Source organism: Acidocella aromatica, from assembly GCF_014201825.1.
Lineage (GTDB): Bacteria > Pseudomonadota > Alphaproteobacteria > Acetobacterales > Acetobacteraceae > Acidocella > Acidocella aromatica.
In genome coordinates, this window is the sequence record NZ_JACHFJ010000011.1 from 38,335 (window position 1) to 59,396 (window position 21,062).

General features: G+C 64.3%; 23 protein-coding genes and 1 pseudogene. 23 read left to right on the plus strand and 1 reads right to left on the minus strand.

Going from position 1 to position 21,062, the window contains the following annotated elements:
* Window positions 1-181: 181 nt before the first annotated feature.
* From HNP71_RS11145 to HNP71_RS11190, 10 genes and pseudogenes are all read left to right on the plus strand, one after another.
* Window positions 182-2,029 carry a reverse transcriptase/maturase family protein gene (locus tag HNP71_RS11145; protein ID WP_183267001.1) on the plus strand — a complete coding sequence of 616 codons (1,848 nt, stop codon included), beginning with the start codon at window positions 182-184 and terminating at the stop codon, window positions 2,027-2,029.
* A gap of 84 nt (window positions 2,030-2,113) precedes the next feature.
* Window positions 2,114-2,491: pseudogene (locus HNP71_RS11150) on the plus strand (DUF932 domain-containing protein); the annotation flags it as partial.
* 167 nt (window positions 2,492-2,658) lie between these two features.
* Window positions 2,659-4,800: a ParB/RepB/Spo0J family partition protein gene (locus tag HNP71_RS11155; protein WP_183267002.1), complete on the plus strand. Its 2,142-nt coding sequence runs from the start codon at window positions 2,659-2,661 to the stop codon at window positions 4,798-4,800.
* 60 nt (window positions 4,801-4,860) lie between these two features.
* Window positions 4,861-5,082, plus strand: coding sequence for a hypothetical protein (locus HNP71_RS11160; protein WP_183267003.1), 222 nt, complete (start codon window positions 4,861-4,863; stop codon window positions 5,080-5,082).
* 71 nt (window positions 5,083-5,153) lie between these two features.
* Window positions 5,154-5,570: a hypothetical protein gene (locus tag HNP71_RS11165; RefSeq protein WP_183267004.1), complete on the plus strand. Its 417-nt coding sequence runs from the start codon at window positions 5,154-5,156 to the stop codon at window positions 5,568-5,570.
* Window positions 5,567-5,830: a DUF6117 family protein gene (locus HNP71_RS11170; RefSeq protein ID WP_183267005.1), complete on the plus strand. Its 264-nt coding sequence runs from the start codon at window positions 5,567-5,569 to the stop codon at window positions 5,828-5,830. The genes HNP71_RS11165 and HNP71_RS11170 overlap by 4 nt, the downstream gene beginning before the upstream one ends.
* Window positions 5,827-6,123: a hypothetical protein gene (locus tag HNP71_RS11175; protein WP_183267006.1), complete on the plus strand. Its 297-nt coding sequence runs from the start codon at window positions 5,827-5,829 to the stop codon at window positions 6,121-6,123. Before HNP71_RS11170 ends, HNP71_RS11175 begins: the two co-directional genes overlap by 4 nt.
* Window positions 6,124-6,273: 150 nt before the next feature.
* A complete protein-coding gene (locus HNP71_RS11180; protein WP_183267007.1) occupies window positions 6,274-10,617 on the plus strand; it encodes a strawberry notch family protein in 4,344 nt (1,447 codons plus the stop codon).
* A complete protein-coding gene (locus HNP71_RS11185) occupies window positions 10,614-11,654 on the plus strand; it encodes a DUF7146 domain-containing protein (protein WP_183267008.1) in 1,041 nt (346 codons plus the stop codon). The genes HNP71_RS11180 and HNP71_RS11185 overlap by 4 nt, the downstream gene beginning before the upstream one ends.
* Before the next feature lie 312 nt (window positions 11,655-11,966).
* On the plus strand, window positions 11,967-12,893 hold the full coding sequence (locus HNP71_RS11190; protein ID WP_183267067.1) for a DUF2493 domain-containing protein: 927 nt from the start codon (window positions 11,967-11,969) through the stop codon (window positions 12,891-12,893).
* A 117-nt stretch (window positions 12,894-13,010) separates the two neighbouring features.
* On the opposite strand, the gene HNP71_RS11195 is transcribed toward HNP71_RS11190, so the two are convergent.
* A complete protein-coding gene (locus tag HNP71_RS11195) occupies window positions 13,011-13,718 on the minus strand; it encodes a hypothetical protein (RefSeq protein WP_183267009.1) in 708 nt (235 codons plus the stop codon).
* 407 nt (window positions 13,719-14,125) lie between these two features.
* On the opposite strand from HNP71_RS11195, the gene HNP71_RS11200 reads away from it, so the two are divergent.
* The 13 genes from HNP71_RS11200 to traF all read left to right on the plus strand — a co-directional run bounded on the left by HNP71_RS11200 (window position 14,126) and on the right by traF (window position 21,017).
* Window positions 14,126-14,290 carry a hypothetical protein gene (locus tag HNP71_RS11200; RefSeq protein ID WP_183267010.1) on the plus strand — a complete coding sequence of 55 codons (165 nt, stop codon included), beginning with the start codon at window positions 14,126-14,128 and terminating at the stop codon, window positions 14,288-14,290.
* Between the two features lie 75 nt (window positions 14,291-14,365).
* Window positions 14,366-14,872 (plus strand): hypothetical protein, encoded by a 507-nt coding sequence (locus tag HNP71_RS11205; protein WP_456304187.1) that lies wholly within the window; start codon window positions 14,366-14,368, stop codon window positions 14,870-14,872.
* Between the two features lie 572 nt (window positions 14,873-15,444).
* Window positions 15,445-15,771 carry a DUF736 domain-containing protein gene (locus HNP71_RS11210; RefSeq protein WP_183267011.1) on the plus strand — a complete coding sequence of 109 codons (327 nt, stop codon included), beginning with the start codon at window positions 15,445-15,447 and terminating at the stop codon, window positions 15,769-15,771.
* Window positions 15,772-15,965: 194 nt separating this feature from the next.
* Window positions 15,966-16,220, plus strand: a complete 255-nt coding sequence (locus tag HNP71_RS11215; protein WP_183267012.1) for a helix-turn-helix domain-containing protein — start codon at window positions 15,966-15,968, stop codon at window positions 16,218-16,220.
* 114 nt (window positions 16,221-16,334) lie between these two features.
* Window positions 16,335-16,607: a DNA -binding domain-containing protein gene (locus HNP71_RS11220; protein WP_183267013.1), complete on the plus strand. Its 273-nt coding sequence runs from the start codon at window positions 16,335-16,337 to the stop codon at window positions 16,605-16,607.
* A 114-nt stretch (window positions 16,608-16,721) separates the two neighbouring features.
* Window positions 16,722-17,027, plus strand: a complete 306-nt coding sequence (locus tag HNP71_RS14100; protein WP_246344198.1) for a transcriptional regulator domain-containing protein — start codon at window positions 16,722-16,724, stop codon at window positions 17,025-17,027.
* Window positions 16,960-17,481: a DUF2285 domain-containing protein gene (locus HNP71_RS11225; protein WP_183267014.1), complete on the plus strand. Its 522-nt coding sequence runs from the start codon at window positions 16,960-16,962 to the stop codon at window positions 17,479-17,481. The genes HNP71_RS14100 and HNP71_RS11225 overlap by 68 nt, the downstream gene beginning before the upstream one ends.
* A gap of 141 nt (window positions 17,482-17,622) precedes the next feature.
* Entirely contained in the window at window positions 17,623-17,904 is a 282-nt protein-coding gene (locus HNP71_RS11230; RefSeq protein ID WP_183267015.1) for a helix-turn-helix transcriptional regulator, read from the plus strand.
* An 18-nt stretch (window positions 17,905-17,922) separates the two neighbouring features.
* A complete protein-coding gene (locus HNP71_RS11235) occupies window positions 17,923-19,059 on the plus strand; it encodes a replication initiator protein A (protein ID WP_183267016.1) in 1,137 nt (378 codons plus the stop codon).
* Complete coding sequence (gene parA / locus HNP71_RS11240) at window positions 19,056-19,709, plus strand: ParA family partition ATPase (protein ID WP_183267017.1); 654 nt, start codon at window positions 19,056-19,058, stop codon at window positions 19,707-19,709. The genes HNP71_RS11235 and parA overlap by 4 nt, the downstream gene beginning before the upstream one ends.
* Window positions 19,706-19,957, plus strand: coding sequence for a hypothetical protein (locus HNP71_RS11245; RefSeq protein ID WP_183267018.1), 252 nt, complete (start codon window positions 19,706-19,708; stop codon window positions 19,955-19,957). The genes parA and HNP71_RS11245 overlap by 4 nt, the downstream gene beginning before the upstream one ends.
* Window positions 19,954-20,475, plus strand: coding sequence for a DUF2840 domain-containing protein (locus HNP71_RS11250; protein WP_183267019.1), 522 nt, complete (start codon window positions 19,954-19,956; stop codon window positions 20,473-20,475). Before HNP71_RS11245 ends, HNP71_RS11250 begins: the two co-directional genes overlap by 4 nt.
* Window positions 20,472-21,017 carry a conjugative transfer signal peptidase TraF gene (gene traF / locus HNP71_RS11255; RefSeq protein ID WP_183267020.1) on the plus strand — a complete coding sequence of 182 codons (546 nt, stop codon included), beginning with the start codon at window positions 20,472-20,474 and terminating at the stop codon, window positions 21,015-21,017. The genes HNP71_RS11250 and traF overlap by 4 nt, the downstream gene beginning before the upstream one ends.
* Window positions 21,018-21,062: the final 45 nt, after the last annotated feature.

Genomic DNA, 21,062 nt, shown 5'->3' on the forward strand with positions numbered 1-21,062 from the left:
GACCCGTAAGGCGACGGAGCCGCCATAATAGCCGAACGCCCGGGGTAATGCCCGGGACAGCCATTCTCGGATGGACGCGCATGAGTGAAACCGGCCGGGCAACCGGCGGGGAATCTCCGCTGCGCGGGTGAAGGGCGGCGCGCTTGCTGAGCCTTATCCACTTCATGACGGAGGTTTGCTGATGCAACCATACACCGTAGAGAAGAGACTTGGCTCGATCATCGAACTGTCTCGCCAAGGAAAGCGTATAAACGGCCTGTTTCGTCTTCTCGCCAGCCCACTCCTTTGGGAAAGGGCCTACGAGCAGATCGCCCCGAACAAGGGTGCGCTCACGCCGGGCGTCGATGCCGACAACACCCTCGACGGCTTCTCGCTGGAGAGGATGCAAGGAATCATCGCTCACGTGATGGATGGGTCGTACCGCTTTTCACCGGCGCGCAGGCAATTCATCCCCAAGGCCAACGGGAAGAAACGCCCGTTGGGCATTCCCACCGCCGACGACAAGTTGGTGCAGGCGGTCGTGAAGATACTGCTCGAGCATGTTTACGAGCCGATCTTCTCCGACCAATCGCACGGCTTCCGCCGGGGCCGCTCGTGCCACACCGCCCTGACTGAAATCAGGAAGACTTGGCACGGCGTGAAGTGGCTGATCGAGGTCGACATCGTCGGATATTATGACAATATCGACCACGGCATTCTGCTCGAACTGCTGCGCAGGCGTATCGATGACGAGCGCCTGATCAAGCTGATCGAGCGGATGTTGAAGGCCGGCTACCTCGAAGACTGGAGGTTCCACAAGACCTTCAGTGGAGCCCCGCAGGGCGGCGTGATCTCACCGATCCTGGCTAACGTCTACCTCCACGAACTCGACAAGTTCATGGAGGAAGTGAAGGCCCGGTTCGACCGGGGTCAGACGCGTCGGCGCAGCGCCCACTATCTGGAATGCTCCAAGCAAATCCAGGTCAGGCGCAGAATGATCGAAAGGCGACGAGCGAACAACAACGAGGGTGAAATCCCCGCGCTTGTCGAAGAGATCAGGGAATGGGAGCAACGGCGTCGAGAAGCGCCGTCTGTTGATCCGTTCGACCCTGAATACCGGCGTCTCCGCTACTGCCGCTATGCCGACGACTTCGTCATCGGCATAATCGGCGACAAAGACGAGGCCCGCAGCACGATGGCGAAGGTCAGGCAGTTCCTGACCGATCACCTGAAGCTCACGGTCTCCGAGGAGAAGAGCGGGATCAGAAAAGCGAGCGAGGGAGCCACCTTCCTCGGCTACGACCTGAAGACCTACGGCGATGGCCGGACAAAGCGGATGGTGAGCGGCGGTCGCGCCGTCACCAAGCGCGCGCCCGACGACCGCATGCAGCTTCACGTGTCCGTGGATCGTCTCGCGCGCTTCGCCGAACGCCAGCGCCTCGGTAATCTCCATATGAACCGAGGCGAGGCGCGGTGCGAATTGATCAACAACTCCGACATCGCAATCCTGACCGGATACAATGCACTGATGCGCGGCCTTGCCGAGTATTACAAGCTCGGAACGCTGTGGAAGCGAGAGGTCTCCAGACTTCATCATCTTTGGTGGTGGAGCCTCATGAAGACGTTGTCTCGCAAGCATAAGTGCTCGGTCCGGACAATGGCGGAGAAGCTCCGGAACGGGGATAGCCTCGGCCTGTGGTATGAGGGCCGCCATGAGCGGCGCTTCATGCCGATGTTCCGTCTAGCAGATGTCAGCCCAGCGCTGACGTCGAGACATGTTGACCGTCAGCCCTTGGCGGTCATGCACTTCGCCGGTCGAAACGACATCGTCGATCAGCTGCGCGCCCGTGCATGCCAAGCCTGCGCTGCCAAAAATGTGTCGCTGGAAGTTCATCACGCCCGGAAGATGAGTGACATGGAAGGGACCACTTTGTGGACTCGAGTCAAGGCGGCCCGTACGCGCAAGCGTGTCGTGCTCTGCCGAGAATGTCATGTCGCGCATCATGCCGGACGACTGCAGGAACGACTGGATCGAATGATGCAAGCGTAGGAGCCGGATGATGGGAAACTATCAAGTCCGGTTCCGTGGGAGGGGTAGAGGTGATCCCACCGGGACACTTCGCCCCTACCCGACGGCGTCGAGGATTTCGAGGAGATCACCATCCGACACAGCAAGTATGCCGCCTCGCGCTTCGCGCATGAGGCGGCGCCGGCGCTGTTGAACTTCGCCAATTCGTCGCCCGCTCCCTTCGTCAACGGCATCAAATCAGCCCGCGAGCGGATCGTCGCGAGGACCGACGAGGACCGCACCGATTTCCTGCGCCGCCGCGGTTTCTCCAAGGCGGAAACCGGCAAGATCATTGACGCGGTTCTGGCCGAGGAAGGCCGGCCACCGGAGTCGGTCTTCGATTTCGTCCAGGGCATCACCGCCGTCGCCCGCGACAAGCCACATCAGGACGCCCGCCTCGACATGGAGGGCAAGGCGAAGAAGCTCCTCGATCGCGCCGCCTGACATCCCCGGAACCGGAGATACGGCCTGCCGTACTTCCGGTTCTACGCTTCCGTGCCTTTCCGTTTCCGTGGCGCTGCCCTCCCAGAGTGAGAGGGCGGCGCTTCGCTTCGTGACGGGTTCAGTGTCCGAGAGAGAGGCTCTCGGCGCCCGTCGCGGAGTATATCCCGATGGCTACTGCCGTTCAGAAAATCACCCTGTCGTCCTCGCGCGACATCCCCATCAACAAGCTGGTGCTGAGCCAGTCCAACGTCCGGCGCGTCAAGGCCGGCGTCTCAATCGAGGAGATGGCCGAGTCCATCGCCCGGCGCGGGCTCATCCAGTCCCTGCATGTCCGTCCGGTCCTCAGCGCCGATGGCGCCGAGACCGGAATGTTCGAGGTCCCCGCCGGCGGCCGCCGCTATCGCGCACTCGAATTGCTGGTGAAGCAGAAGCGTCTGGCCAAGACCGCGCTCGTGCCTTGCGTCGTCGGCGATGCCGCGAGCGGCATCCTCGTCGATGAGGTCTCCCTGGCTGAAAATTTGGAACGCGCCCCGCTCCATCCGCTGGACCAGCTCCGCGCTTTCCAGGCCATGCGCGACAAGGGCATGACCGAGGAAGCCATCGCCGCCGCTTTCTTCGTCGGTGTCAACGTCGTGAAACAGCGCCTGCGCCTCACCACAGTCTCGCCGGCCTTGCTCGACATCTATGCCGAGGACAGCATGACGCTCGAGCAGCTCATGGCCTTCACCGTCAGCGCCGACCATGCCCGCCAGGAACAGGTCTGGAATGCCATCAAGGACGGCTGGCAGAAGGAACCCTATCAGATCCGGCGCCTGCTGACCGAGACCACGGTGCGCGCCACCGACAAGCGGGCCGTCTTCGTCGGCGTTGAGGCATATGAAGCGGCCGGCGGCATCGTGCTACGCGACCTGTTCCAATCCGACGATGGCGGTTGGCTGCAAGACCCGGCCTTGCTCGACCGCCTGGTGGCCGAGAAGCTGAAAATCCTGGCCGACGAGATCGCGGGCGAAGGCTGGAAATGGGTCGAGGCTGCCCTGAGCTTTCCCTACGGCTACGAGCGCGGGCTTCGGAAGTTGGCCGGAACTGTGGTCGATCTGACCGAGGAGGAGCGCGCTGCCCGCGAGGCGCTGAGCAAGGAATATGGCCGGCTCGAAGCTGAATATGCTGAAGCCGACGAGCTGCCGGACGAGATCGACATGAGGCTTGGCGAGATCGAACAGGCGCTCAATGCCTTCGAGCACCGCCCGACGATCTACGATCCGAGCGACATCGCCATCGCCGGCGTCTTCGTCAGCCTCCATTCCGATGGCTCGCTGACGGTCGATCGCGGCTATGTCCATCCCGAGGACGAACGCCCCGTCGAGCCCGAGAGCGACGATGCGTCGGAGACAGACGGCGAAACCGGCCAGCCGGCCGCGCCCGTCGTGCAACGCGCCGTCGTCACCATCGGCGGCCAGCCCGCCGAGCCGGAAGACGACGAGGACGACAGCATCAAGCCGCTCCCCGAGCGGCTCGTCATCGAGCTGACCGCGCATCGCACGCTCGCTCTGCGCAACGCGGTCGCCGAACATCCCGACGTCGCCATGACCCTGCTGCTGCACAAGCTGGTCAGCGACACCTTCCGGCGCACCGCACCGGCCGGCTGCCTCGATGCCCGCGTCAATCACATCTTCTTCCCGGCACAGTCCGACGAGTTGAAGGACTGCACAGCGGCGCGCGAGGTCGCCGAGCGGCACGAGCGCTGGGGCGATCATGTCCCCGGCGACGATCAGGCGCTCTGGGATTGGCTCTCCCGGCTCGATCCCGGCACGCGGCTCGATCTGCTCGCCCATTGCGTCAGCTTTGGCGTAAACGCGCTGTTCGAGCGTCCGAACCCTTACGGATCGGGCGTCAGCCAGCATGGGCTGGACGTGCGCCTGGCGCAGGCCGACCGGCTGGCGCGGGCCACCGGCCTCGACATGGTGGCGGCGGGCTGGAAACCAACGGTCGGCAACTATCTCGGCCGCGTCACCAAGCCTCGCATCCTCGAAGCCGTGCGGGATGGCGCGGGCGAACGGGCAGCAGGGCTCATCGACCATCTGAAGAAGGGCGACATGGCCAAGGAGGCCGAGCGCCTGCTGGCCGACACCGGCTGGCTGCCCGAGCCGCTGCGCCTCGTCGACCTCGATGATGGGCGGACCATCGAACCTGGCACCGAGACCGACGCCGGAGACGATGCCGCCTTGCCGGATTTCCTCAGCGAGGACGGCGACGATGAGGACGCCGACGAGGTCGAGGACGAAGACGCCCTGACGATCGCAGCCGAGTGACCCTCACGGCGGGGGAGCGGCTTGAAGTCGCTTCCCCGCATCGTCGCAAGGAGACCTTCCATGATTGAACCCGACCCGTCCGCCACGCGCCGCGTCGTCTTTCAGTATCTCGTCCCCGTTCACGTCGATGTCGAAGACGGTCTCGTCGTCTGCGTCACCGTCATCGACGAGACGCCGGTGCGCGGTCCCACCCTGGTCGAAGGCGATGCCTGCTACCTGCCGGAAGCCATCGCCGCTTCAGATGACGGTCAGCCCTGGCCATCCTGGCGGTTCGGCTACTGACCCCTTCGATCATCCCTCAACCCCACTTCGCCCGACCATCGCGTCGGGCTTTTTCGTTTCAGGAGCCTGATATGGCCAACTACTTCACTCATTTCTCGTGCCTGCTGGACGTCGGCACGCCCGAGAACGCCGCCCGCGCGCTCGACCTCTACAACACGCTGTCCAAGGAAGGCGCGTCGGACGAACCGCCATCCGAGGGCTTCCTTCTCTCGATCGAACCGCAGTACGGCGGCAGCGAACTCTGGATGCGCGACGACGAGAGCGGCGATCCCGAACGCCTCATCCAGTTCGTGAAACGCTGCGCCGTCGAGTTCAGCCTGACGGGCCGCTGGGGCTTCCAGTACGCCAACACCTGCTCGCGCCCACGTCTCGACGGGTTCGGCGGCGGCGCCCATGTCCTCGACCTCGCCACCGGCGAGACCGTGGACTGGATCTATACCGATGGCTGGCTTGCCGAAACCATCTCCGGTGAGGGAGGCCCGCTATGACCATCCCCTTCTATGCCCGGAGCAATTTTCAGACCCTGCTGCGCGCGGCGGGCGACGGCAATCTCGCCCTCATGGAATGCCTCGACGCGGTGACGGGCAAGCCGCGCTACGTCATCTGCGCCGTGGGTCGGCACGACGGTGATTACGTCTTCACGCCCTTCGGCCATCTCGCAGACGGCAATCCCTACGACGCCTATCTGCCACCCGATCCCGAAGATCCCGAAGACTTCGTGCGGCCCGACGCGGGAGAGGCGTCATGACCGACATCGACGCCATCTTCGCGGCGGATCGCCAGCATCCGCCGCGCGAACGGTCTCTGCCGTGGCCGGAAACCAGGGACGGCATCACCGTCGTCATCGAGCCCAGGCCGCATTGGGCCAAAGATATGCGGGCCTTCCGATCCGAGGCTCGCGAATATTGCGCTTACGCCGATTGGGCCGAGAACGGCGCCCGCGCCAGATTCTTCGGCCACGTCGATACCTGTGGCGACGACCTGATCCGCAAGGCCCGCGCACTCGTCGCCGGCGAGGTCGCGGACGGACACTGGATCTGATCCTCGGAAAAGCGCCCCACCTCACGGTCGGGCGCTTTTTCCATGCCGGCGTCCCGAGAGTGAGAGTGCGGCCCGAACGGGTTTGAGCTGGTGCGGTCGAGAGAGAGCGCCGCGCGGCTCGTCCTCTCCCGCTCTCCCGAGGTTCCCACCATGACCCTGATTTCCGCAGTGGCGACAGTCGCCGCGCCGCTCCCACTCGCCCCAAATCCGAACACCTCTGCCGCCATCTTCGCGGCGGCCGGCCTGCTGCTGTCCACTCTCGAACGCGGCGAGCGCGTCGATGCCGCCACCCTGCGTGCGGCGATGGAGGCCGCCTTCGGCGCATCCGATTCCACCGGCGCCTGGGACTGGAAGACGGCCTATGACGCCTGCGAGGCTGCGACCGTCCTGTTCCTCCGCAAATACGGACGTGCGCTTTTCCGCAAAGCCGGGACTCCGGCTGCACGGCTTTTCGCCCTGACGAAGATCGCCGGCCTCCTGCCGACGCATACGCGGCGCTCGGCCGAGAGCCAGACCTTCCAACAATTCTCGACGCCGATCCCACTCGGCCTAGTCGCGGCCCACGCCGCCGCCATCACCCCGGCCGATCGTGTGCTGGAACCCTCGGCCGGCACCGGCCTGCTCGCCATCCTCGCCGAGATCGCCAGCGGTGCGCTCATCCTCAACGAGTTGGCCGAGACCCGCGCCGGCCTGCTGGACCTTCTCTTTCCAGCCATTTCCGTCACCCGCTTCGACGCGGCGCAGATCGACGATCATCTCGATCCGACCATCACGCCCAGCGTCGTGCTGATGAACCCGCCGTTCTCAGCGATGGCCAATGTCGAAGGCCGCGTCGCCGATACCACCTACCGCCATGTCGCCTCGGCGCTCGCGCGTCTCGCTCCAGGCGGTCGGCTCGTGACCATCACCAGCGCCAGCTTTACACCGGATAGTCCGGCCTGGAAGGACGCCTTCATTCGGTTGCAGGAACGGGGGCGTGTCGTCTTCTCGGCCGCCATCGACGGCTCGGTCTATGCCAAACACGGCACGACATTCCCGACGCGACTGACCGTCATCGACAAACGCCCCGCCGATGATCCGGCCGCATTTCCGGTCGCGCCGGGCGTCGCGTCCGACGCCGCCACGCTGCTGGGCTGGCTTAGCGATCATCTGCCGGAACGGCTCGCCGTCGATCCCTCCGTCATGGCCCCGGCGGCTCCGATCGCCGCCCCGCGCAGCGTGCGCGGTTATATCAATCGTGCCGCCAAGGCTGCTCCGTCGACCGCGCCGATGGCCGAACCGCCGGGCTTGCCGCTCGCCTACGAGATCCTCGATGGGTTGACCGGCGAAGGTGGTCGCCTGTCCGACGGCATCTATGAAGCATACGGATTGCAGGCGATCCGTATTGTCGGCTCTCAGGCGCACCCCACCAGGCTGGTGCAATCGGCTGCGATGGCCAGTGTCGCACCGCCCAAGCCCAGCTATCGCCCACACCTCCCGGCCAATATCCACGCGCTGCTGTCGGACGCGCAACTCGAGACCGTCATCTACGCCGGCGAGGCGCACGCTGATCATCTTGCCGGATCATGGACCGTGGACACCACCTTCGATGTCGTTACCGCCGCCCGCGATGACGCGAAGGACGCCGTGCGCTTCAGGCGCGGTTTCATGATCGGCGATGGCACCGGCGTCGGCAAAGGCCGGCAGTCGGCCGCGATCATTCTCGACAACTGGCTCCAGGGCCGCCGCAAGGCGGTATGGATCAGCAAGTCCGACAAGCTGATCGAGGACGCCCAGCGCGACTGGTCAGCGCTGGGCATGGAGCGGCTCCTGGTCACGCCGCTGTCGCGCTTCCCGCAGGGGCGGCCGGTCACGCTGCCGGAAGGCATCCTATTTACGACCTATGCCACGCTACGCTCCGACGACCGTGGCGAGAAGGTTTCGCGCGTCCGGCAGATCGTCGAATGGTTGGGCTCCGACTTTGATGGAGCGATCATTTTCGACGAGGCGCACGCGATGGCAAACGCCGGTGGCGGCAAGGGAGAACGCGGTGACGTCGCCGCCTCACAGCAAGGCCGCGCAGGTCTGCGCCTCCAGCACGCCTTGCCGAACGCCCGCATCGTCTATGTCTCGGCGACCGGCGCGACCACGGTCCACAATCTCGCCTATGCCCAGCGGCTCGGCATCTGGGGCGGCGAGGATTTTCCCTTCAGCACCCGCGCCGAGTTCGTCGAGGCGATCGAGGCCGGCGGCGTTGCGGCGATGGAGGTGCTGGCCCGCGACCTGCGCGCGCTCGGCCTCTACACCGCCCGCTCGCTCTCTTTCGACGGCGTGGAATATGAGCTGGTCGAGCACGCGCTGACGCCGGAACAGACCCGTATCTACGACGCCTATGCCGGGGCCTTCGCCATCATCCATAACCACTTGGATGCGGCGATGGAGGCGGCCAATATCACCGGCACCACTGGCACGCTGAACCGGCAGGCCAAGTCCGCCGCCCGCTCGGCCTTCGAGTCGGCCAAGCAGCGCTTCTTCGGCCATCTACTGACCTCGATGAAGACGCCGACGCTGATCCGATCGATCGCCGGCGACTTGGAAGCCGGCCATGCCGCCGTGATCCAGATCGTCTCGACCGGCGAGGCGCTGATGGAACGCAGGCTGGCTGAACTGCCGACCGAGGAATGGAACGACGTTCGCGTGGACATCACGCCGAGGGAATACGTTCTCGACTACCTCGCCCATTCCTTCCCAGTGCAGCTCTACGAGCCGTTCACCGACTCGGAAGGCAATCTGTCGTCACGACCGGTCTATCGCGACGGCCAGCCCATCGAAAGCCGCGAAGCCGTCGTCCGCCGCGACGAACTGATCGCGCAACTCGCTTCGCTTCCGCCGGTCCCCGGCGCGCTCGACCAGATCGTCCAGCATTTCGGCACGGAGCTGGTGGCGGAGGTCACGGGCCGTTCGCGGCGCATCGTCCGCAAGAGCACGTCTTCGGGCGGCGACCGCCTCGTCGTCGAGAACCGCGCCGCCGCCGCCAATCTCGCCGAAACCCAGGCGTTCATGGATGACGCCAAGCGCATCCTGATCTTCTCGGATGCCGGCGGCACCGGGCGCAGCTACCATGCCGAGCTTTCGGCGCGGAACACCCGGCTGCGCGTCCACTACCTGCTCGAACCCGGCTGGAAGGCCGACGCCGCCATCCAGGGCCTCGGGCGCACGCATCGGACCAACCAGACGCAGCCGCCGCTGTTCCGACCCATCGCCACGGACGTCAAGGCCGAGAAGCGCTTCCTCTCGACCATTGCGCGCCGTCTCGACACTTTGGGCGCCATCACCCGCGGACAGCGCCAGACCGGCGGCCAGGGCCTGTTCCGGCCCGAGGACAATCTGGAAAGCACCTATGCCCGCGATGCGCTACGTCAGCTCTATCTGCTGCTGGTGCGCGGCAAGGTCGAAGGTTGCTCGCTCGAGCGCTTCGAGTCCGCCACCGGCCTCAAGTTGATGGACGCGAACGGCATCAAGGACGAGGTGCCACCGATCACCACCTTCCTCAACAGGCTTCTAGCGCTGACCATCGAGCTTCAGGGCGTGTTGTTCACAGCCTTCGAGCAGCTTCTCACAGCCAAGATCGAGGGCGCCATTGCCGCCGGCATCTACGATGTCGGGCTGGAGACGCTGACCGCCGAAGGCTTCACCATCACCGGCCGCCAGACCATCTATACGCATCCCGGCACGGGCGCAGAGACCCGGCTGCTGACCATTGCACAGCGCAAGCGCAATCGCCCGGTCACGCTGGACGACGCGCTCGCCCAGCTCGGCGAACCCGGCGCCAGGCTGCTGGTCAACGAGCGGTCGGGTCGTGCCGCCGTGCAGATCCCAGAAACCTCCATCATGCTGGACGATGGCGAGATCGAACGCCGTGTCCGGCTGATTCGGCCGATGGAATCGCACGCCGTTCCGATCAAGATGATGGGTGAGACCCATTGGATCGAGGCGGATCGCGGCGCCTTCGTCGCGGCCTGGACTTCCGAGGTCGCGGACGTGCCGGAGTTCGCCGACAGCACGATCCACATCGTCGCCGGCCTGTTGCTGCCGATCTGGAAGCGGCTGCCCAATGAATCCACCCGCGTCTATCGGCTCCAGACCGATGACGGCGAGCGGATCGTCGGCCGCAAGGTCTCGGCTGCATGGGCAGCCAACGCGACCGCGACCGATGTGGCCAAACTCGCGCCGGCCGACGCCTTCATGGCGTTGATAGATGGTCGCACCATCCTCGACCTCGCCGAGGGACTTCAGCTTCGCCGGGCTCGCGTCATGGGCGCCGACCGTATTGAGTTGTCGGGCTTCATCGACACCATGCGCGAGCGGCTCGTCGCCTACGGCCTGTTCCACGAGATCATCTCCTGGAAGCTGCGCATGTTCGTGCCGACGGACGCCGCCGGCCCCACGGTGCTGGAACGTGTGCTCGGCCACTATCCGGTCCAGCGTATCGGCGAGCGCGAGGCGGCACGATGACCCGTCTCGATGCTTCCGATCTGGCGACCCATCTCGGCCGGGAGGCCGAGGCGGTGTGCCGCCATTATCTCGGCGCCGGCCGTCGCCAGGGCAATTACTGGCTGGTCGGCGACGCGCGCAACACACCCGGCCGCTCAATGTTCGTGCGGCTGAAAGAGACCGCGAAGGGACCGGCGGGCAAATGGACCGACGCACAGAGCGGCGAGCACGGCGATCTTCTCGACGTAATCCGGGAGAGCTGCGGCCTCACCGACTTCGCCGATGTCGTCAAGGAAGCCCGCACCTTCCTCAGCCTGCCACGCCCTGAACCCGCGCCGGCAACGAAGAAGCGACCGGGCACGCCAGCTCCGTCAGGCTCGGCCGAGGCGGCAAGGCGACTGGTTTCCATGTCGCAGCCGATCTCCGGCACTCTCGTAGAGACGTATCTCCGCACACGCGGCATTACGGCTTTGCACGGAACCGGGAACCTCCGCTTCCATCCGCGCTGCTATTATCGGCCCGACGATCATGGCCCGACCGAAACCTGGCCGGCGATGATCGCCGCCGTCACCGATCTTCGGGGCACGATCACCGGCGCGCATCGGACTTGGCTCGCCCCTGACGGCTCCGACAAGGCGCCGATCGACACACCGCGCAAGGCGATGGGCGACCTGCTCGGTCACGCCGTCCGTTTCGGAATCGCCGGCGAGGTGATGGCGGCGGGCGAAGGCATCGAAACCATCCTGTCGGCACGTCAGGCGATACCGCACATGGCGATGGCAGCGGCGCTCTCCGCTGCCCATCTGGCCGCCATCCAGTTCCCCGAGACGTTGCACAGGCTCTATATCGTCCGCGACAACGACCCGGCGGGCGACGGCGCGCGGGACAGCCTGGTCGAACGGGCGAACGCGGCCGGAATCGAGGCCATCGTGCTCTCGCCGGTGCTGGAGGACTTCAACGAGGATCTCCGGCGCCTCGGCATTGATGCACTCCGGGCCAATCTCAGGGTACAGCTCGCACCGCAGGACGTCGCCCGCTTCTGGCTCCAAACAGCATAGTCGCCGGCAAGGGGGGGCGGGGCCGCAATCATCATGCCCGCCCGGATGCGTTCAGCCTTCGGAGAGGACCGCGCCTCGGCCTTCGAGAGGGCGATCGGCCGTCAGCCGGGCCGGATCGGCAATGGCTGCGGCCGACGATTTTCCGGCGCGTCCCTTCGGGCCGCTTTCCATCGCGAAACAAAATCGCCGGCCTTCGCCATCCTCCGCTGCGCTTCGGCCCTCTCGCTTCGCTCCGGGTGCAGGTCCGTCCCGCCCGACGGCTTCGTCGCCATGAAGGCCGCGACGGTCGCGGTCCAACCGACGGAGCATCCCATGAGCGGGCATGACGACTACGAACCCGAACACAGCGCATCGCCGACCGACCATATCGTGCAGGAGCTTCAGCTCTACGGCTACCGACCTTCCGAAGGCGAAGCCGACCCTCGACCAGTCCCGGAGGACCGCATCATCGAAGGCGCCGTCGCCGACATCTTCGATGCCCTGATCGCCACCGTGGCCGATACCAGCCTCGATCCCGACCTCGACGATCTCCTCTGGTCGACCGTCAATATGTTCCACCGCGCCGTCGAGCGGGCCGACCGCAAGCTCGACGACAACGAGCAGGAGCAGAAGCGCCTCCAGCGCGAACAGGACGGCTCCGAGGTCAAATCCGTGCAGCTCGAACGCCTGATCGACCTTGGGCAATCGTTGATCGAACGGCGCGACAGCCTGGAAGTCTTCCGCGACAGCGCCGCCGACCACTACCTCCGCACCACCGGCTCACCCTGGTCTCAGCGCACGGGATCGCGGGTCAACCATCGCCACCTCACCGCCGCAATGATCGACAGCCGCGACTTCATCGCCGCCAAGCGCCGCAGCGAAACCGAAGTGCTGGTGCCCCCAGGACCGAAGATCGCCTTCTCCGGCGGCGACACCGCCGATCACAAGCTGATCTGGGCCAAGCTCGACCAGGTTCACGCCAAGCACCCCGACATGGTGCTGATGCACGGCGGCTCCCCGAAAGGCGCCGAGAAGATCGCCGCGCGCTGGGCGGAAACCCGCAAGGTGCCGCAAATCGCCTTCAAGCCTGACTGGACGAAGCACGCCAAGGCGGCCCCGTTCAAGCGCAACGACGCCATGCTGGCGATCATGCCGATCGGCGTATTCATCTTCCCCGGCACGGGCATTCAGGACAATCTCGCCGACAAGGCCCGCAAGCTCGGCATCCCGGTCTATCGGTTCGGGAGCGGCGGCGCGTGAGCGCCGCACGATAGCGCCCCGCGTCTAGTGTTGGCCGTAAGCCAAAACCCCGCGCTGCCGGTATCGCGCGTGGCGTTTCCTACCTTGGTGCCGACGCGCAATCCACGGCGTTGCTTCTCAGAGCCTGCCGGTTGCCATCAAACCTTCCATCACCTCACGGATACCAAGCAACTCGAACTTAGCCGTAAAGACGTGTTGAAAAATATGCAGAGCGGTCAAACCAATCTGCGCCGTGCTCTTCAACGCATGTTGAACCACAGTCACGTCGTTGCTAATTGCGAGTGCAGTCAGCCCAGTTTGCCCTTCATCCTCGTCCATGTGCATAGCGCTGAACGCCGCATGCGGATTTGGATGCCCCCCGAAATCCACGGTGCGTTCATAACTCTCGTCGAATATCTCGCCGAGCCTAGCGTCGTGGCGCTTCACGGCAGACTTCACATCGGAAATTCTAAAGGCATCCTTTTGGGCACGCTTGTCCGTCGGACTGACATGCCGCCCCAGCCAGACATCCTGAAGCGCCGCATTGTCATGGATGAGCAGGGCATAGCCTGCGTATTCAAGGACCGAGCGCAGCATGACGAACACTTCGGTTACTTGTCCCGCCAATGCCATTCCGGCGGCGGTCTTGAACGCATACTGGCACCGCAAGAACAGTATGCCCCCCATCACGGGTTGCGGGTTTACCAGATTGGCGCCGCCCCTTACGAAGCAATCATCAATAGTCTTGATTATGGCATACCAGTCCGCGTGATTGGATCGGTTTGCCAACTGGTTCGAACGAACCATTTCAAGAAATTTCGCAAGAGTATCTTCGACATCTTTCATGCCCACAGCTTACGCAAATGTAGCCGCCAACGCAAAGCGCTAACAAGCCGAGGCCATTGGGTTGGCATCAACTCGACCGAGATCAGCCATCAGAAAGGCGATCGCACACCGTCGCGGTGACAATGCCCATATTTCACGAACTAACGTCGATCGATTGGCACGTCTCGGGTTTCGACATGCGCATCACATGATCCGTCATGGCTGCTAACGAAGCACCACCCTCGCGATCCATTGCGCTGATCCTTGGTCCGGCCGAGAGCCTGACGCCATCAACCCGTAAAGGGTCGGACTACGCAAAGCGTGCCGCCGCTTCGGCGTTGCCTACGCGGTGATTGCGGCCCTCGGCCAAACACATCGGGCGCCTGTCAGCGGGGGATGGTCCTCCGCTTCAAACAGGAGCCGGATCGATGTCCCTCAACGACGCCCATGCCTTCGCCTTCAGCCTCGCCACCACCCTGATGGTCGCCATCGTCATCTTCCGAGCCGGTGACGGAACGCACTCGGTCGTGCCCGCCGCCGAATTCGACGGCGACGCCGAGATCATCGCGGAGATCGACCCCTTCGCCCCCTGACCGGGAGCGATGCCTCTGGCGCAGTGGAAACCTCATCGGTTTCCGCTCCCGTCTTCGCTCATCTTCGGCTATACTATGCGACGCGCCGTGGTGGTGGTGGTGGCGCGGCTGTCAGGCCTTTTTCTCACGGAGACCACCACCATGATTTTTCTCGGCATCCTCCTCAGCATCGCGGCAATTGGCTTTTTCTGCTGGCTGTTGTTCACGCTCGCCGTCTTCGCGCTGCCCTTCTTCGCCGGCGTCAGCGCTGGAGTCTGGGCTTATCATACCGGCGCCGGCTGGCTCGGCGCGATCCTCATCGGCATAGTCGCCGCCGGCCTGACGCTTGGCGTCGGCCAAGTCCTGCTGATGATTGTCCGTCCCCTCTGGGCACGGTTCCTGATCGCACTCGTATTCGTCGCGCCCGCCGTCATCGCCGGCTATCACGCCACCCACGGCATCGTGAAGCACACCATGCCCTCCGAAACCTGGCAGCTCATATTCTCGATCATCGGAGCTGTCGCGGTCGGTGCCACGACATTCATCCGGGTGGCAGGAATGGCATCCACCGTCCCTCCGGGCCAGAGGCTTGCTCGGGCCTGACGATTGCCGTCACTGTTGGCTAGGACCAAGCATGGCGATGACTGCGCCAGCGTCGTCGTCGGTGAGCTGACAGGGATGGTGAAGGCGGATCGAGCCGAAGCCCCGGGTTGGCGATCTTAGCTGAGCGCTTGGCACAGTGCTGGGCGGGTTCGCCACGAAGCCGATCATCCAGCGGTGGCTGGGGGCGTTTCCGTGGTGAAGAAGCGCGGTGGAGAATCACGTCCGGAGCCTGTTGGCTGGGAGACGAAGCCGATGGTTCATCCGGACAAGCCGTTTCCCGGTAGCAGAGCATCGCCATTTTCTCCGTTCCCAATCCGTCGGCGAGCGCTCCAAACGGCCTCTTCAATGGGCTGATCTGGCCGAAGGGCGGCTGAAGCCTCGACCGCCTATGCCACAACGGCGGCGTCACACTTTCTTCCCCTGTCGGCTAAAGCCGCCATTCCTCGCGGTGGCAAAGAAAGTCCTCCTTAGCCGTCAAGCCCCGTTGGGGTGCGGCGTCGGTCGCCCCCGGCCGGTCGATCGCCATCGAGGCCGCATGGTGCGGGCTCGAAAACGGAAAACGGAGACTTACCATGGCGACCATCGGCACCTTCAAGAAGTCCGGCTCGAACGAGTTCACCGGCGAAATCGTCACCCTCAGCGTCCAGGCCAAGGGCGTGCGCATCATCCCCGACCTGCGCGCCACCGGCGAGAACGCCCCCAGCCACCGGGTCGTGGTCGGCCGCGCTGAGATCGGCGCCGCCTGGTCGAAGCGTTCGGGCGAAGGCCGCGACTATCTGGGCCTCAAGCTGGACGATCCGAGCTTCAACGCTCCCATCTACGCCAACCTCTTCGACGACGAGGACGGCGAGGGCTACTCGCTGATCTGGTCCCGCCCCAACGGGCGTCGGGGAGACTGAGGCCCGCGCAAGGCCCCGGCCAAACGGCCGGGGCCTTTTCCCCCTGGGCGACCGAATCAGTTCCAGCAGTTGTGACCGCCGAACCTTATTTCAGAGTGCTGGCGGCACTGGTTTTGGGTGGCATTCCGAACAAGAACGACTAATATAGTCGTAGTTCTGGCGTGCTCGCTCGTGCCAGTGGGAGGTGATCATGCATGATCACCGCCCGACAATCACGGGCCGCACGCGCGTTGCTGGGGTGGACACAGGAGACGCTCGCTGACAAGGCCCAGGTATCACTGACCGCGCTCAAGCGCCTCGAATCCGAAAGCGACCTCGAGGTGTACGAGACAACGCGCGATCAGGTGCGCCGGGCGTTTGAATCAGCCGGCATCGTCCTTTTGTCCACGGAAAAGGGCGAAGGTGTTCTGCGTCTCCATGAACCGAATAGCCGACTGGCCAGGCCGTAGCCGCAGACGCACAGTCCCGCTCACCCTGCAAATTTCCGGGCCAGCCTGTCATGGATCAATGACGGTCGAGCATTTGGTTAACAAAATTCCCGAACGGGGATATGGTGATCGGTGATGGGGCATTCTACACCGCAATTCTTGGATGAGCCGCCGCAAGGCCAAAAGCTCACGTCTTATGACCGTGAGCATATGACGCTGTATTTGCGGCTCTTGGATGCGGATCGGGACGGAGCAGATTGGCGCGAAGCCGTGCAGATCTTGTTCGGGCTCAACCCTGATCTTGACCCTGAAAAGTGCCGTCAGATCCATCACACCCACCTGGCACGCGCCAAATGGATGACCGAGCACGGCTACCGAGAATTGCTGCGCAAGGACAAATCCCACTAATTAGCGATGCCAAAACAGCATCACCCATTGCCGACATTTGGTCTTCCAACGATCAACCGATCCGGGAATCCTGGTCCTCCCGCAATTGATTGATATTCGGGAGGATCACAAATGATGCCAGATGCATCTCAGTGGCGCTCCGCAGCTCGCTACGATCATGTCGAGAGGCTGACCGCGTCGGGTCTCGCATGGGAATGGCTTCGCCGCAACGAGGCGTACAATCAAGACTTCGAGGCATTGTCCGGGAAGGAAACGGACACAACCGTGCTGACGGAAAAGATCCGCCAGCGCTGGAGGTTGCGATTTCCCAGTAAACCCGTTTCACGATCACACGTCGTCGTCGGTTTTCTGGATGTCTCAAGACGACACCAGCGTTGTCGTCCTGACGTCCGCGCCTGCTGTCTTCGTCCATGCCAGTGACCACCCTTCGCTTTCCCCGGATGGGAGCGAGGAGAACGACGAACAAGGCGCCCACGCCATGGTTTCGCTTGGCAATGGCGAGCGGATTCAAGTGCTCACGACCGGCTCGGGTCCGGTCGCGGCGGTTGTCCCGCTTGATATCGAAGGGTTTGACCGGCTTGAAGCCGTTCATCGCCTTCTTGCAGCCATCCACCACCGCGTCGTTCCGCCGGACACGCGTCTGACGCTTCAGCAGCGGGCGCGAGCGCAACGCATGCTGCAAGCTTTCGACGGCTCCCGCGATGGCGCTACGCAACAGGACATCGCGCAGGTCATTTTCCGAATTGGTCACGTCAACCGCGACGAATGGCAAACTTCCTCGGCCCGCCATGCCGTCATGTCCCTGTTGCGGGATGCCCGCGCCCTGATTGCCGGCGGTTATCGCAAACTCCTTCGTCATCGTCGGCAATCCTAGCCCGACCCATCGACCTGGTTGGTGTGGGTTTTTAGGTCCCCCCAACTTCGCACTGCAACTCGCAGGTCTCCCTTCGCCATCGTGGCCTTCGTTCGCCGCCGATCTTCGACGGCCCCCACGAACGCCCCGGAGACCCGATACATGCGACCCGATCTCGCCGTTCTGCCGCCGCGCTTCCTGCGCACCAAGGAAGCCGCCGAATTCCTGAGCCTCTCAGCCCGCACGCTGGAAAAACATCGCACCTATGGGACCGGGCCTGCCTATCGCAAGCTTGGTGGCCGCGTCGTCTATTCCGTCGATGACCTCGAAGCCTGGGCCGCGCGAGGTTCCGTCACTTCGACCTCCGATCCGCGTGGGCAGGTGCTGCCGGCCAAGCGCCAGGCGCTTCCCGCCGGTCCGCAGCCCGGCCGCTACGCACGCTGATCGCGGACGGATTTTCGAATGGCGGCGCGGCAACACCTCCAGTCAGAGCGCGGACAGCTCGATCTCTTCCGGGCGCTCCCAGGTGATTTCGCGCCACGAGACGCGCAGGATCTCATGGCCTATCCTTTCTTCTCCCTCTCCAAATCCCATCGCGTCGCGCCGATCGATTTCATCGCCGGCGGAGTGACCATCCGCGTCGAGGCCGTGCCCGATCATGGCATGGCGACCATATGGGATGCCGACATTCTGATTTGGGCGGCGAGCCAGGTCGTCGAGGCCCGCGACGCCGGGCTGCGGACTTCGCGCCTGATGGTCGCGACGCCCTACGAAATCCTCAAATTCATAGGTCGCGGGACATCCTTGCGTGACTACCAGCGCCTGAAGGCCGCGCTCGACCGGCTCCAGTCCACCACCGTCTGCACGTCGATCCGCCAGCCCGCCGAGGGCCGCAGACACCGCTTCTCGTGGATCAACGAGTGGAAAGAGCGAACGGACCGCAACGGCAGGCCTGATGGCATCGAGATGATCCTGCCCGATTGGTTCTATCAGGCCGTCCTAGATGACGCGCTCGTGCTCACCATCGACCGGGCCTATTTCGATCTGGTCGGCGGCCTGGAACGCTGGCTTTATCGGATCGTCCGCAAGCACGGTGGCCGCCAGCACAATGGATGGCGTTTCGACTTCCGTCATCTGCACCAGAAATCCGGCGCGCTGTCGCCGTTCAAGCGCTTCGCCTTCGAACTGCGCGACATCATTCGCCGTCAACCGCTGCCCGGCTACCGGCTGTTTCTCGAAGTCGAGACTGGCGGCCGCACGCTGCTTGCTTTCGAACCTTTTCCGGCCTGTGGAAAACCTGTGGATTGCGTCGTGCCATCGGGAACCCGTAGGCACGTGCGATCGGGAACCGCCCTATCGTGCCAGCAGGAACCAAAACACGGCGTAACTCCATGCACCAAAACAGAAATTCGCGCTCTTAACTTAGAGTCTAACAGAGAATCTAACTCTGTAGAGCGCGCGCGCGAGGTGGAAAACCTCGTTCAAGGCGCAGCAAACGCCCTCAGCTCGACTGCGAAACAGAACCGAAATCTCGCCCGGCAAGCGGCGCCCGACGCCCCGCAACTTCCTCTCGATAGTTGCTCGGGAGGCAAGCCATGATCGTGGCGCTCCTCAACCAGAAGGGCGGCGTCGGCAAAACGACGCTGGCGCTGAACCTGGCCGGCGAATGGGCCGGCAAGGGAAAGCGGGTCACGCTGATCGACGCGGACCCGCAAGGCTCGGCACTAGACTGGTCGCAGCAACGCAGTCGGGAAGGCCTGGCTCGCACGCTCGGCGTCGTGGGCCTGGCCCGCGACACGCTGCACCGCGAAGCGCCGGAGCTTGCGCGTGAGGCCGATCATGTCGTCATCGACGGGCCGCCGCGCGTCGCCGGATTGATGCGCTCGGCGCTGCTCGCCGCCGATCTGGTGTTGATTCCTGTCCAGCCATCACCACTCGACGGCTGGGCTTCCGCCGAAATGCTGGCACTCGTCGCCGAGGCGCGCATCTACCGGCCCGAACTGGCGGCGCGCTTCGTGCTCAACCGCTGCGCCGCCCGCACCGTGCTGGCACGCGAGACCGCCGAGACGCTGGCCGATCACGACCCTCCGGCGCTCGCCGCCACAATCGGCCAACGCATCGCGTTTGCGGCTGCCGCGCAGTCGGGCCGCCTGGTCCGCGAACTCGAGGATGCCGCAGCGGCCGCGGGTGAGATCACGGCCCTGACGCATGAGATCGAACGGCTCGGCATTGGGAGGGCTGCGCGATGAGTGAGCGTTCGCCCCGTCGAGGTTTCGCCGCCCGGCCCGCCGATCCCGAACACTGGATCAAGACAGCCGATGTTCCGCCGCGTGACGGTGATGCCGCCGTTTCCACCGCCCGGCTCACCATCGACGTGACACCGGACTTGCGCGGGCGGATCAAGATCGCCGCGTTCAAGCGGGGCATCACCGTCGCCAACATGTTGCGCGACCTTCTCGCGCGCGAATTCCCCTCGAACTCTGGAGACCCATCATGACCAGCGACGCGGCCCCTCGCGTGCGCGGCGGCCCCGTGCCGATCGCCCATGCCACCGACACCTTTACTCACGTCGAACTGACCTGGGTGGAGAAGCGCATCGAGAACTGGATCAGGTTCGGCCGCGAGGCGCATGAACAGGTGCTCGATCGCCGACGTCGCATCTTCTCCTATCGCGCTGGCAGTGTCTTCGCCTTCGTCCGCTGGGCGGCCAACGACTTCGGCACGATCATCTCTCGAATCGACGTCGTGCGCGCCATCAAGCCCGGCGAGCCGTACCAGACGCTGCCCTTCGTGCGTCCTGGCGGCGACATCCTGTTGAAGATCGAAGGTTGGCCGAAGGTCCAACAGGTGCTCCGCCACATCGATGCGGTTGAAGCGGCGGACATCGACGCCAGCGAAGTCTGCCCCGATCACTGGCGTCATCTCCACCACCGTCTGAGCGCCGGCCAAGAGCCGCGCGCCTACACGATGGAACGCCATCAGGCTTGGCTCAAGCGGCGGAGTATCGAAGGATGACCCGCTTCGGCTACGTCATGGTGACGTATTTCTCCGTGATGGGCGTCGCCGTCGCGTCGTTCGTTTCCCTGCCGGTCAAGCTTCTCTGGAATGCCTCAGCCAGCACGCCCATCGGCTTCTATGATCTTGCTCCGCCTCATAATCTGACTGTCGGCGATCTGGTCGCGGTCATGCCGGAGAAGCCGCTCGCCGACTTCATCGTCGAGCGCGGCTATATCGGGCGCGGGGTGCCGCTGCTGAAGCACATCGCCGCGCTGCCGGGGCAGAAAGTCTGCCGCACTGGCAACGCCGTCACCGTCGATGCCGTGCCGTTCGGCGAGGCGCTCGATCACGACCGTGAAGGCCGCGAACTACCCGTCTGGCAGGGCTGCCGCAGAATCGCGGACGGCGATCTCTTCCTCATGAACCCATCCGTGCCCGACAGCCTCGACGGCCGTTACTTCGGCCCGATCCCGGCGCACGACGTCATCGGCAAGGCCACGCCCCTCTACACCGACGAAGCCGGCAATGGCCGCTTCGTCTGGAAAGCGGCGACTCGCTGACCGCCGATCTCCTTCCCAACCGAACGCACTCCCAAGGAGCTTCCC